Raw genomic sequence first — 12,411 nt, forward strand, 5'->3', positions numbered from 1 at the left:
CCTGTGGTTACTTGATCGTGGAGGTTTCCGCATGCCAGTCCGAGCAATATGAAGCGCAAGAAAGTCAAGAAACATTTCATGGACATACCCCTCGGTCGCAGCCTGGTCCTGATGACCGCGCTCGCCATTATCGGTCCGGGCGCTCGTGCGACGACCGTATCGATCGATACCACTGCCGCGAACTCGCTGCTTACGGCAGTCAGCAATCCGTTTCTGACGGAAGACCAGGCTGCGGCCGTCGTCCAGATGAAAGGTAACCAGGCCATCATTCGGAAACTGCAGGAATTCGACATACCGGCGTCAACCGCCAGTTTCGCTCGGGCTCTTTATGCCGAGGCACATGGCAAACCCATCACGGATCGAGTCGGAATGAGTTACTCACTCGATGAAGTGAAAGGCAATATCGGCGGAATTCGTATGGTAATCACGGCAATAGAACGTGATCCAGACCATTTCCAACGGGCACTTGAAAATCGGATCGCCCGCTTTAGCCCCAGGAGCGCCAATATTCATATCAACGGGTATGTCATTGCCGGAGGAGACGGCGGAGGCTACACGTTCGGCGATACCGATTTCTATCTCAATGTCGGGAGGATTCGGGATTTGGTCCTGGCAAGGGAAGTCACGAATCACGAAATGTATCATGCCGTGCAGGGTGCCTTCTCCAAGGAGCGCGGCGCCTTCGACGATGACCCGGACCTCTCGCCCTGTCACGCGACCCGCAAACTATTCGACAACCTCTATGAGGAGGGTACAGCAGATTATGTTGGAGACCACTCTCTGATCGAGCAGGCGAAGGGCGAGGCAGCCGATCGTATCAGGGACGATGAAAGGGACGGCCTGAGGCACATAGAATGGAGTGCCTCACTTCTTGAAATGTCCGTCGATGCCCTGAACGCCAAGACACCGGTACCTTACAGCAAGGTCTATGCCGTTGGCTTTTACGGACACGCCATCCTGTACAACATCGCGTATGTAATCGCGAAAGATATCACAGCGCGTTACGGGCCTGATGGCCTGATCAAATTGCTCAGGCAGCCCTCTTACGACTATGTCCTCACCTATGTCCGCCTGCCGGAATATGGAAAGGACCGCGACCATCCGCCTCTTGGACACGGGACCGTCGCGGCAGCACAGGTTCTCGCTGCCGGATGCAAATAAGCCAAGCCGCGGCGGCCGGTTACCGTGCTTCCTGAGGGGTAGCGAGGAGGGCGTCCCTGAAGCCGCGGACCTCTTCAGTGAGGCGGACAAGATCCGATACCGGAGCACCGGACCGCTTGAGTAGGGTCGCCGCGAGGCATGTCGCATCCTGGCGCAATGCAACGCCTTTCGGACACAGCGTTACGACGACCTGGCGCTCATCATCCGGATTGCGTTGGCGCCGCACGAACTCCGCGGCTTCCAGACGCTTCACGAGAGGCGTGATCGTACTCGACTCCAGTGCGAGGCGATCGGCGATCGCTCCGACGGATTGCCCGTTCTTTTCCCAGAGTACGTTCATGACGAGATACTGCGGATAGGTGATGCCGAGCCGATCAAGCACGGGTCGATAAGCCCGGTTGATCACGATATTGGCCGAGTAGATGGCAAAACACAGATGCGCGTCCAGCGGCAGGGAATCGGGCGGGGAATCCAAGGTCCATCTCCATGTGGCAGGCAAGGTTTCTTTATCACGAAATTTGATATCGCGATAAAGGAATAGCTTTACAAGCCCGGGCTTCGCCACTACGAGTTTATTTATCGCGATAATCTTTATCGCGACGTTGTTATGGAGGTTTCTATGAACATTCTCTATCGTGCCGAAGCAACAGCCACCGGCGGACGCACCGGCTCAGCGAAATCAAGCGATGGGCGCCTGAGCGTGACGCTCGATACCCCGAAGGAACTCGGAGGGGCCGGTGGTGACGGCACCAATCCTGAGCAGCTCTTCGCAACGGGTTATTCCGCTTGTTTCCTCGGCGCCCTGAAATATGTCGCCTCGCAGAAGAAGGTGAAACTGTCCGAGGAAACCTCGGTCTCCGCGTCGATCGGTATCGGCCCGCGCGATGATGGCAAGGGCTTCGGATTGGAGATTTCCCTGACGGTCGCCATTCCGGGCGTGGAACGCGCCGAAGCCGAGACGCTGGTCGCCCAGGCCGATATTGTCTGTCCCTATTCCTACCTTGCCCATAATGGCGCGGCCGTCAGTCTCAACGTCGCGTGATCGGCCTTCGAAATACACGCCGCTGGCACTTGGCCGGCGGCGGCAAGACTTCAGGCGCCGCTCCGGTCGGGATTACCAATCTTGCACATATAGGTCATGTCCGATGCCCGGGAGGCGAAGAGACGTCTAACGCCGAAAAACACTTTCTCTCCGGCCGCGTCGTTCAGAGTGCATTCATGATCAGGCGCCCAATTGCAAACTGACTCGAAAAATACCCCCTGTATTTCGGAACACCGTCCCTGGCCTTCGCGATACAATGCTCGTAGAAAACGTGCGCACCCACGGGCGGCAAGAGTTCTGGGTATTCGAAGGTAGCGGCGCGTATGAACGCAATCTCAACCACGCCCGCACCCCATGTCTCGATGAATGCCTGGTCACAATGCCGGCAGCGCCCTCGCTTCAAATTGGGAGGCGGCCATCGATGGTGCTTATAATTTCGGAAATCAAGAGCAGCTTCATCTTGGATCGTCACTTCGGAACCAGGAATGATGACGACATCCGAATATGGGCTGGCCGTAAATGCCTGGCAAATCGTGCAGTGACACTTGAGGCGAACTGTGGGCATGCGTGTGATTTCAATCGCACATGTCCCGCAGTTGCACGCAGCTCTCATCGTCTTGTGCCTGCCTTTCCCCATTCTCACCTCTTGCGTATTGCATTTTAAAGGATCGGCCATTCGCAATCACTTCGGAAAACTTTCCAAAAATCGGCGGCTTTCCTTGCGGTCCGTCTAGACGCTGAGTCCTGAAGCTCCTCCCTCCGCAAGCACCATTTGCAATCTTGCAAGTGCGTCGTGAACCCCTGCGCCGTACTCCGGATCGGCTTTCGCGCAATTTTCTATATGGCGCTCTTGAATCGCGCGCGCTGCGCCTACGATTTGCCGCGCCGTATTTTCGCACAAAACGAGTTGCTGCGCCTTGTTCATAAGCCGGAAAAGGTCTCCTGGCTGCTTGTAGTGATCGTCATCTAGGCGATGATCCCAATGAGCCGCGTCCCCAGCTATCGAAAGCGGCGGTTCATGAAGACCATCCTGCACATTCCATTCATCGAAACGATTAGGGTAATAGGACACGGTGCGTCCCTGGTTGCCATCCATTCGCATAGCGCCATCTCGATGATAACTATGATACGGGCACTTCGGCGCATTCACGGGGATCTGATTAAAATTGACCCCAAGCCGGTAGCGTTGCGTATCACCATAGGAAAACAAGCGAGCCTGAAGCATCTTGTCGGGTGAGAAGCCGATACCCGGCACAACGTTGGCGGGAGAGAATGCAGCCTGCTCGACTTCGGCAAAATAATTCTCTGGATTTCGGTTGAGTTCCAAGTAACCGACCTCGATCAGTGGAAAATCCACCTTCGGCCAGACCTTCGTAAGATCAAACGGATTGAATGGATATTTGCCGACCTGTTCGTCGTCCATTACCTGGATGAACAGTGTCCAGCGTGGAAACTTGCCTAGCTCGATGCACTCGAAGAGATCACGCCCGTGGCTTTCCCGATCCTTGCCGATTAACGTCTCGGCCTCGTCATCGGTCAGGTTTTCAACCCCTTGTTGGGTGCGGAAATGAAATTTGACCCAGACCCTCTTATTTTCCGCGCTAACAAGGCTGAAAGCATGGCTACCAAACCCATGCATATGACGATAACTCTTGGGAATCCCGCGATCACTCATAACGATCGTGACCTGATGGAGAGCCTCCGGCAACAATGTCCAAAAATCCCAGTTATTATCGGCACTTCTGAGACCAGTACGGGGATCCCGTTTGATCGCGTGGTTCAAATCTGGAAAACGCAGAGGATCTCGGAAGAAGAAAACCGGCGTATTGTTTCCAACGACATCCCAGTTGCCATCTTCCGTATAGAATTTCACGGCAAATCCACGAATATCGCGCTCGGCGTCCGCCGCTCCGCGCTCGCCAGCAACAGTGGAGAACCTCATGAAGATCGGTGTCTGCTTCCCTGGTTCCGAGAATATCCGAGCTTTAGTGAAACGCGTTATGTCGTGGGTTACCGTGAATGTGCCATGCGCGCCGGAGCCCTTTGCGTGCATCCGTCGCTCGGGAATCACCTCGCGGTCGAAATGCGCCAATTTCTCGATCAGCCATATGTCCTGAAGCAAGGCTGGCCCCCGCGGACCCGCCGTCTCGATATTGAGATTGTCGACAACAGGAGCCCCTGTTGCGTGACTAAGCTGAGGCGGGGACGTCTTGTCGGACATACAAAGCTCCTTAACACGGGTTTCGGAAAAGCGAGGAGCATGGTGTATGGCACATGCCGAATGACGTTCTGGAACCCCAACCCAGGCTTCTCGCGGGGACTGTCGAGTCTAAAATATGATTTGGAAACCAGCCGCTTAGCCTGTGGCTCTACAAAAGCGCAGGCACCCCATTATGTCGCATTCTTTGCGCCAATATTTTTATTATCCACACAGGGAACTCGCTAACACGGAATATGGGTTGCTTACCTTCAAAACCTAGAACAAAAAGTCCAATGCGATCTTGGATAAATCTATTGGGAAATGGACAAACCTCTGGTTTTCTGTCTTTCCTGACGCGACGCGTCCAGAAGAAAATATTTATTCGATCGCATGATTTTAACGGATACGCATGCGCCGACGCCACTCGCCCGGATTACACTTTTCGCGTCTCAAAAATACGCGCGCTAGATGACTTTGATCGAAGAAGCCACATTCTAAAGAAATTTCTGATATATTCTTTTCACCCTTCATCAGCAATGCCTTTGCACGCTCGATGCGGACGTTCAATATCCATTGATGCGGCGAGATACCATTAGTCTTTTTGAAGGCATCAAAGAAATAACTAGTGGAGAGGCCGCACTGGAGCGCCAGATCCGCAATCGCAGGATTTGCGCTCAAATCCGCCTCGACAAAACTCCTGATGCGTAGCATCTGCCACGCCGCCAATCCCCGATGACGATGGCGCCTCCCGACGCACAAATTGGCGTATCTGTTCATAATGTGCGCGCAGCAAGCAAGAGCAACGTGGTCTATGAATGCCTGGGCTACAGGATGTTGTGCCTCCAAGGCCGGGAGCACGCTCTTGGCCAAGTGAAACATGATCGGGTCGCAGCTGCCGAACTCTTGTTGCAGCAATCCGCCTACATGCCGCCCGCCTTGTTCATATGACAGTTCGTCAAGCGTCTGCGCAGAAACATAGATACGAAAATGGTCAAATTTATTATGTAACCCGATAACAGGACGCTCAGTCATATCGAGAAGAAAGACTTGGCCTGGTCTCCGAATACCAGACGCCACCAACTTTCGGCTGCCATACCGTAAATCGGGATAGGTAGCCGCAACGAGAGGCAGCTTGAATACGAACGCCTCTTCTTCAGGCGGAATGATTGAGTGACCAAGTTTCGGCTTGTCATTTCTTATTCTTGATAATGCGATACCCGGCCCCGACGAAGTAATCCGCGCCTCAATCGTCGGCGCGTGCGGCAACTGGAACCGATCACTCAATATCTGCTCGACGGACGAATATGCCAACGTCGACACCCCTTTACCCGCGCATTGACCCGAAAGCAAACCAAGTATGATATTATTTACACCAAGGGCCATCACCCAATCATGCAAATTCGATAGTTAGGCTTTTGTATTTCACTTTCCCCACCCGTGCCGTTGTTCGTAAACGGCTTCAGATATGGGGTTTGTGGACGCGAACGCCGCCTCTTCCGCAGCCATATTGCGTGGCCTCATGTCCGAACAAGCCGCAAGGAGCAACGAAGAGAGAGAGGCCAGAAGCAAAATGGATTTTGTTTTTATTCCAAAATTACAATATGTCATGACCACTCTCCTTATTTTATATATCGGTCAGATCATCGCAATATTCTTCAGTTTTACCGGATCGGCGATCACGCGAGATTGCTGTTGGTGTAGCGAGCGGCCGGAAGCGAACGCGAGAGGTTTGGCATCAGGGCATGGCGGGCATTTTCGTAGGCTGCCCAGTCCGCGACATCGGGCAGCGAGGGGATCGTCACCAGCTCGCCCTGGTCCAGCCCCGCCAGAGCGGCGTCGACCATGTCCGCTGCCTTCATGACGATCTCGGACGGCAGGTGCTCGACAGGTGTCCCCGCTGCGTTCCAGAACTCGGTCGCTGTGGCACCCGGCAGAACCGCCTGGACGTTGACACCAGTACCAGCCAGTTCCTTGTGCAATGACTGGGTCAGCGCCAGCACGAAGGCCTTGGTGCCGCCGTACACACCGTTCAGGACTTCCGGCGCAATGGCGCCAATCGACGAGATGTTGACGATCAGACCCTGTCCACGCGCCACAAAACCCGGTAGCGCGGCATAGGTGAGTCGCGTGAGGGCGGCGACGTTCAGCCCGATCATCGCCTCCATCGCGTCGATATCGGATTGGAGGGCGGGTGCCGTCGCGCCGACGCCGGCATTGTTGACCAGCGTGGTGATGCTGTGATCGGTCTTCAGGATGTCCGCCACCCGGCGGACGTCTGCACCCTGAGCCAGATCGGCGGTTACGACCTCAACGGACCGCCCGGTCTCGTCGCTGATCCGCGCCGCCAGTTCGTCGAGCCGTGCGCGATTGCGAGCGACCAGGATCAGGTCATAACCGCGTCGGGCCAGCCGGTCCGCGTAGAGCGCACCGATCCCCGACGATGCTCCCGTCACCAGCGCCGTTCCCAGATGTTGCGTTGCCATTGCCTTGGTTCCTTTTCGATGCGAAGGCGTGATGCCGTCGTCTGGTAGGACCATAGGCGCGCTGGCTTTTGTCCTGAATGTCGTATATGCTTCAATTCAGGACAAAGGAGATCGCGGCCATGCAGCACGTCGGGTTTATCGTCTACCCGGGCTTCCAGATCATAGGTCTCGCCGCTGCGACGGCATTCGAGGTTGCCAATCTCGTCAGCGATCCGCCGGTCTACGAAGTATCGGTCCAATCGGAGAGCGGCGGCACGATCCGGGGATCAGACGCCGTTTCAGTCGACAGCGCGACGTTGGACGATACGCATTTCGACACCCTGATCGTCCTGGGCGGGACGGGAATCCCCGATCCGTCGCCAGGCCTGCTGGAGTACATTCGACTTGCCTCCGGACGCGTACGTCGACTCGCATCGATCTGCACTGGCGCCTTCGTCCTGGCCGAAGCCGGATTGCTCGACGGCCGGCGCGCGACCACCCACTGGCTTCTGGCTCCTGAATTGCGAATCCGTTTTCCGGCAATCAAGGTCGAAGAAGACCGGATCTTCCTGATTGACGGCACGATCTGGACCTCGGCCGGCATGAGTGCCGGGATCGACCTCGCGCTGGCGATGATCGAAAAGGATCTGGGCCGAGAAATCGCAAGATCAGTCGCGCAGAAGCTGGTGCTCTATCACCGTCGCGCCGGTGGCCAGTCGCAGCATTCGACCTTGCTCGCACTGGAACCGAAATCGGACCGGATTCAGAGCGCCCTGGATCATGCCCGACGCAATCTGCGGAATAATCTGTCGGTCGAGGAACTGGCCGAGGCCGCGCATCTCAGTCCCCGCCAGTTCAGCCGCCTCTTTCGCGCCGAAACCGGAGAATCACCTGCCAAGGCGATCGAACAACTGCGCATCGAAGCCGCACGCCTGATGCTGGAACAGGGTCGCCATCCGATTGAAGTCATCGCGCGTGAAACCGGCTTCGACGACCGCAACCGGATGCGCAGGGCCTTTCTGCGCGCCTATGGCGTGCCGCCGCAGGATATCAGGCGCAAGCTCGCGGACGCATAGGTGCGTCCGCCGACCCTAGCCACCGATCATCAGCAACCCGGCCCGGACGCCGTTTTCCAGGATCGCATCGGACTCATTCCCCGGCCCGATCACGCGCGCCAGTTGCAGCGTGCCGATCATCAACCCATAGAGCGCCTGTGCGGTCGCCCGCCGCACCGCTGGCGTACCGGCAGGCAGGCTGTCCGCGATCTGCCCGACGAATTCCTCGCACGCGGCACGGAAGGCATCGCGCGTTTCTTCCGAATGTCGGGCGATTTCGGCCGATAGCGCGGCCGCAACACACCCCCCACCCGGATTGTCGCGATGAGACGGACTGAGATAGCGGCGCAACCAGATTTCGGGCGGCGCGCCGTCGCGGATCGCCTGCACGGTGGCACCGCCGGCATGCGCGCGCATCGTGTCCAGTGTCTGGCGAACGAGATCCTCTTTCGACTCGAAATGTGTGTAGAACGCGCCGTTGGTCAGGCCGGCATCCGCCATCAGCCCGGCAACACCGGCCGCCGCGATCCCGTCCTGGCGAAAGCGCCGGCCCGCCACGTCGATGATATGCCGACGCGTTTCCTCCCGATGACCTTTTTGATAGCGCATCCGTCCCTCTCGTCCCTGCCACCCGAAATTTACGGCCGCACCCATTGCATTACAATTGTAATATGACATTATGATCGTAATCTAATCGGAGACACAGACCGTGAGACTACGTGACAAGATCGCCCTGATCACGGGCGGCAACAGTGGCATCGGCCTCGCGACGGCCGAGCGTTTCGTTGAGGAAGGGGCCCGCGTCGCGATCACGGGCCGCGACCAGAAGACACTCGACGCGGCGGTAACGAAGCTGGGGCCGAATGCACTGGCGATACAGGCCGACCTGACCGAGGACGGCGCGGCCGAGCGTGCGGTCGCCGCCACGATCGAGCGGTTCGGCGCGCTCGATATCCTGTTCCTCAATGCCGGTATCGCCGGCAATACACCTGTCGGCGCCACCAGCCGGGCACAGTTCGAACAGGTCCTCGCGACCAACCTGACCGCCGTCTTCTTCACCGTGCAAGCGGCCGCGCCTCACCTGAAGGAGGGTGGATCGATCATCCTCAACGGGTCGGTACACCAGGTATTGGGCATTCCAGGTGCCTCGGCCTATGCAGCCAGCAAGGGCGGCATCGGCGCGATGAACCGGGTGCTGGCATCGGAATTCGCGCCCCGTGGCATCCGGGTGAACAATGTGGTGCCGGGTGCCACCCGCACGCCGATCTGGCGGACATTCGCCGCGACGCCCGAAGAGCTGGAAAAGCTGGAAGCCGTCTACTCACGCGGTATTCCGCTGGGCCATCTCGGCGAGGCCGTGGATATCGCCAACGCGGTGCTGTTCCTGGCCTCCGACGAGGCGCGGCACGTCACCGGCACCGAGATCGTCGTCGATGGCGGCACGATCGGCGCGCCTGCCGGCGCCCCGATTTTCCGCGCCGAAACGTAAGACGACCGCGATGTCGGAGAGCACCAACGAGAGGATCGTCGATCTCGTCGACATCACCCCGATCAGCGAGCCTCGCGTGGCGGATCGCAAGGCGCGGACTCGCGACGCCATCCTGACCGGACCGATCGTCGGAACATTGATGCGGCTTGCGCTGCCGACGATCGCCGTACTCCTGGCCCAGACGGCGGTCGGGGTGGCCGAAACCTACTATGTCGGTGCCCTGGGGACCGAGGCGCTGGCTGGCGTGGCACTGGTTTTTCCCGTCTATATGCTGATGGTCACCATGTCGAACGGTGGCCTGGGCAGCGGGGTGGCGTCGGCGCTCGCGCGGGCGATCGGCGCCGGGCGGCAGCACGACGCCGACGCGCTGGTGCTGCATACCATCGTGTTGGCCGCGATCGCCGGCACCGTTTTTACCGCCGGACTGCTCTGGGGCGGTCCAGCGCTCTATGGCGCTTTGGGCGGGAACGGCCTGTCCCTGCGCGCGGCACTATCATACTCGAATACCGTTTTCGGCGGCGCCGTCGCCATCTGGATCGTCAACCTGCTATCCGCCGCCCTGCGCGGGGCGGGGAACGTAAGGGTACCCGCATTGGTGACCCTGGTCGGGGCCGCGATCATGATCCCGGCTTCTCCCGCCCTGATTTTCGGCTTCGGGCCGATCCCGCGTCTCGGCGTCGGAGGCGCAGGACTCGCGTTCGTGCTCTATTACGTCTGCGCGCTGATCGTCCTGTTACGCTACATGGCCTCGGGCCGATCGGGCTTGAAACTGCGGATGGCACGCCTCGAATGGCGCCTGTTCGCGGATATCCTGAAAGTGGGCATCCCCACGGCGCTGAATACGGTACAGACGAATCTGACCGTCATCATCTTGACCGGTGCGGTTGGCGGCCTCGGCGTCGATGCCATTGCGGGATATGGCATCGCCTCCCGGCTCGATTACGTGATGATCCCGATCCTGTTCGGCCTGTCCTCGGCCGTGCTGACCATGGTCGGGATCGCGGTAGGCGCGGGACAGGCCGCTCGCGCGCGAAGGATTGCCTTGATCGGCGCAAGCGTGGGCGGCGCCTTCGCGGAAATCGTCGGGCTGGCCGTCGCCTTGGCCCCCACACTCTGGAGTGGCCTGTTCACCGGACAGGCGCCCGTCACGATAATCGCCACGACCTATCTGACCATGGTGGCACCCACATACGGCTTCATGGCGGCGGGATTCGTGTTTGCCTTCGCCGCCCAGGGCGCAGGCCATGCCCTGTGGCCTTTCCTCGCCTATACTATGCGGACGCTACTGGCGGCGGGCGGCGGGATCGTTGCCGTGCATGTCCTCCACGCCGGAATGGTGGGCCTGTCAGCGGTCGTGGCGGCATCCTATATCGTTTTTGCCCCAATCTGCGGTGTGCCGATGCTGTCCCGTCGCCTGTGGCGTGTTTCCGCGAAATAGGACACCGCTTGACACATAAAGACCACCGTGAAGCGACTGCCACGCTCAGCGGTGCAGATCGATATCGTCCTGTTCCATTCGGTATCGGACCGAGAAAATATCATCTCCCGACATGATCGCTCCGCGCCCCAGCGGACGCCCCTGTTCCCAGTTCGACAGCCCGAGTTCGGGCTTGTCGAGGGCATAGTGGCCGTCGGCCCAACGAGTAAATCCATTGCCGACGAATGGCGCGTTCACCGCATCGAAAAAGCGATTCTGCGCAGTCCTGTCCTCGCTGATCAGGGATGCGACGAAGCGGGGACTGTCCTGGTCAAACAGAGAGATGGCCTCTTCCAGGCCGTCGACGACGACGAACGAAATTTCAGGCGTTTCGTCCCACGCCCACTCTGTCGACAAGCGCGCATGGGGCAACATGGTCGCGACCGGCTCATCGACGACCCGGCCCTCCCGCGTGGTTATGACCACGGTGGAAAAGAGAGAAGCAGGAAGATAATCTTCCGATCCTTCCAGAACATGGATGCGAAAGCCTCCGATCGGCGACGCGGCCCGTTCCATGCCCTCAAGCAAGGCGGGAACCAGATCGGCGACACGCGCCCTGTCGATGCAACAGACATTCAGCGTGTTGCACACTTTCCGGTCCAGCGAAGCAGCGACGGCCGAGATGAAGCGCGCTCTGTCCGCATGCGCATCGGCGATCAGCCACGCGCCGCCGGTCCCGTGCAAACTGACCGCCACGCCGCATTGGCGCGCAACTTCACCCAGTTGCGCCACCGCAGGACCGGAACCACGCACGACGGCCACTCCCAATCGCCGGTCGGAGAGCATCGCCCAGGCCGCTGCCCGCTCCTGACGCGCGATCAACCTGACGGCGTCGTCGGGCAACCCACTGCGGGACAACGCGGGTCGGATGGCATGATCCATCATGCATCGCGCGGTCTCGGAAGCATCCCGCCCGATCCTGATCAAGGCCGTATTACCGTTGCGCAGAACGCCCGTGGCGTCCACGAGGACATTGGGACGCCCTTCGAAGATGAAGCCGACGACACCGACCGGTGCCCTGCTGACGGATACCGTCCAGCCATCATGCTGTCGTATGTCGATATCGGCATGACGATACCCTTCGGACGCGGCCCAGATGCGCAGCCCGCGTATCATTCCGTCGCGCGCCGTAGACCCTAATGCCAGCCGCCCGGTCGATCGGCCGGTCGCACGGGCATTGGCGACATCACGCGCGTTTGCCTCGACGATTCTGGACCAGACCGCGTCATCTTCCAACAGATCCACGAACGCCTCAAAAAACGCGACAATCTGTATGTCCGATCTGGCCGCCAACGCCTTGAAGGCCACCGAAGACGCAGAAATATCGTCGCGCACTGCGTTGCGAATATCCGCCGGTATATGAAGCAACGCCCCGTCGGTCTGGCATACGACCAGCATGTCGCCGGCCCGAAATTCATTCGCCAAGCCGGCCGGTACGCTGACGGCACGATCCCCTCCAAACGGGATCAACATGCCCGGGATGAGCCGATCGAGCTGCATCTTCGACGCGTCCTTATCTTTGTTT

12 protein-coding genes are annotated in these 12,411 nt (G+C 58.9%); 5 read left to right on the forward strand and 7 right to left on the reverse strand.

Going from position 1 to position 12,411, the window contains the following annotated elements; genetic code table 11:
- The first annotated feature begins 48 nt into the window (after positions 1-48).
- A complete protein-coding gene (locus tag AAC691_RS08975; RefSeq protein WP_342629790.1) occupies positions 49-1,161 on the forward strand; it encodes a DUF5700 domain-containing putative Zn-dependent protease in 1,113 nt (370 codons plus the stop codon).
- A 19-nt stretch (positions 1,162-1,180) separates the two neighbouring features.
- On the opposite strand, the gene AAC691_RS08980 is transcribed toward AAC691_RS08975, so the two are convergent.
- Positions 1,181-1,636, reverse strand: a complete 456-nt coding sequence (locus tag AAC691_RS08980) for a MarR family transcriptional regulator (protein ID WP_342629791.1) — start codon at positions 1,634-1,636, stop codon at positions 1,181-1,183.
- A gap of 144 nt (positions 1,637-1,780) precedes the next feature.
- On the opposite strand from AAC691_RS08980, the gene AAC691_RS08985 reads away from it, so the two are divergent.
- Complete coding sequence (locus AAC691_RS08985) at positions 1,781-2,203, forward strand: organic hydroperoxide resistance protein (RefSeq protein WP_183009807.1); 423 nt, start codon at positions 1,781-1,783, stop codon at positions 2,201-2,203.
- Positions 2,204-2,366: 163 nt separating this feature from the next.
- Here AAC691_RS08985 and AAC691_RS22305 read toward each other — a convergent pair whose 3' ends face one another.
- The 4 genes from AAC691_RS22305 to AAC691_RS09000 all read right to left on the reverse strand — a co-directional run bounded on the left by AAC691_RS22305 (position 2,367) and on the right by AAC691_RS09000 (position 6,886).
- Entirely contained in the window at positions 2,367-2,879 is a 513-nt protein-coding gene (locus AAC691_RS22305) for a GFA family protein (protein WP_375272600.1), read from the reverse strand.
- A gap of 54 nt (positions 2,880-2,933) precedes the next feature.
- Complete coding sequence (locus AAC691_RS08990; RefSeq protein WP_342629792.1) at positions 2,934-4,424, reverse strand: catalase; 1,491 nt, start codon at positions 4,422-4,424, stop codon at positions 2,934-2,936.
- 375 nt (positions 4,425-4,799) lie between these two features.
- Complete coding sequence (locus AAC691_RS08995) at positions 4,800-5,786, reverse strand: AraC family transcriptional regulator (protein WP_342629793.1); 987 nt, start codon at positions 5,784-5,786, stop codon at positions 4,800-4,802.
- 293 nt (positions 5,787-6,079) lie between these two features.
- Positions 6,080-6,886, reverse strand: coding sequence for an SDR family oxidoreductase (locus AAC691_RS09000; protein WP_342629794.1), 807 nt, complete (start codon positions 6,884-6,886; stop codon positions 6,080-6,082).
- A 119-nt stretch (positions 6,887-7,005) separates the two neighbouring features.
- Here AAC691_RS09000 and AAC691_RS09005 point away from each other — a divergent pair, with 119 nt between their 5' ends.
- Positions 7,006-7,941 (forward strand): GlxA family transcriptional regulator, encoded by a 936-nt coding sequence (locus tag AAC691_RS09005; RefSeq protein ID WP_183009812.1) that lies wholly within the window; start codon positions 7,006-7,008, stop codon positions 7,939-7,941.
- A gap of 15 nt (positions 7,942-7,956) precedes the next feature.
- Here the strand turns inward: AAC691_RS09005 and AAC691_RS09010 are convergent, their stop codons facing one another.
- Complete coding sequence (locus AAC691_RS09010; protein ID WP_342629795.1) at positions 7,957-8,529, reverse strand: TetR/AcrR family transcriptional regulator; 573 nt, start codon at positions 8,527-8,529, stop codon at positions 7,957-7,959.
- 100 nt (positions 8,530-8,629) lie between these two features.
- Between AAC691_RS09010 and AAC691_RS09015 the strand changes: the two genes are divergently transcribed.
- Positions 8,630-9,409: an SDR family NAD(P)-dependent oxidoreductase gene (locus AAC691_RS09015; RefSeq protein WP_183009814.1), complete on the forward strand. Its 780-nt coding sequence runs from the start codon at positions 8,630-8,632 to the stop codon at positions 9,407-9,409.
- 10 nt (positions 9,410-9,419) lie between these two features.
- Entirely contained in the window at positions 9,420-10,847 is a 1,428-nt protein-coding gene (locus AAC691_RS09020; protein ID WP_342629796.1) for an MATE family efflux transporter, read from the forward strand.
- A gap of 45 nt (positions 10,848-10,892) precedes the next feature.
- Here AAC691_RS09020 and AAC691_RS09025 read toward each other — a convergent pair whose 3' ends face one another.
- Positions 10,893-12,386, reverse strand: coding sequence for an aldehyde dehydrogenase family protein (locus tag AAC691_RS09025; protein ID WP_342629797.1), 1,494 nt, complete (start codon positions 12,384-12,386; stop codon positions 10,893-10,895).
- Between the last annotated feature and the right edge of the window lie 25 nt (positions 12,387-12,411).

This window comes from Nguyenibacter vanlangensis (assembly GCF_038719015.1).
In the GTDB taxonomy this organism is placed as follows: Bacteria; Pseudomonadota; Alphaproteobacteria; order Acetobacterales; family Acetobacteraceae; genus Gluconacetobacter; species Gluconacetobacter vanlangensis.

Bases quoted from the DNA above. Each gene is read 5' to 3' on its own strand.
- AAC691_RS08975 (WP_342629790.1), top strand. From the start codon at position 49: ATGAAGCGCAAGAAAGTCAAGAAACATTTCATGGACATACCCCTCGGT.
- AAC691_RS08985 (WP_183009807.1), top strand. From the start codon at position 1,781: ATGAACATTCTCTATCGTGCCGAAGCAACAGCCACCGGCGGACGCACC.
- AAC691_RS22305 (WP_375272600.1), bottom strand. From the start codon at position 2,879: ATGGCCGATCCTTTAAAATGCAATACGCAAGAGGTGAGAATGGGGAAA.
- AAC691_RS08990 (WP_342629792.1), bottom strand. From the start codon at position 4,424: ATGTCCGACAAGACGTCCCCGCCTCAGCTTAGTCACGCAACAGGGGCT.
- AAC691_RS08995 (WP_342629793.1), bottom strand. From the start codon at position 5,786: ATGGCCCTTGGTGTAAATAATATCATACTTGGTTTGCTTTCGGGTCAA.
- AAC691_RS09000 (WP_342629794.1), bottom strand. From the start codon at position 6,886: ATGGCAACGCAACATCTGGGAACGGCGCTGGTGACGGGAGCATCGTCG.
- AAC691_RS09005 (WP_183009812.1), top strand. From the start codon at position 7,006: ATGCAGCACGTCGGGTTTATCGTCTACCCGGGCTTCCAGATCATAGGT.
- AAC691_RS09010 (WP_342629795.1), bottom strand. From the start codon at position 8,529: ATGCGCTATCAAAAAGGTCATCGGGAGGAAACGCGTCGGCATATCATC.
- AAC691_RS09020 (WP_342629796.1), top strand. From the start codon at position 9,420: ATGTCGGAGAGCACCAACGAGAGGATCGTCGATCTCGTCGACATCACC.
- AAC691_RS09025 (WP_342629797.1), bottom strand. From the start codon at position 12,386: ATGCAGCTCGATCGGCTCATCCCGGGCATGTTGATCCCGTTTGGAGGG.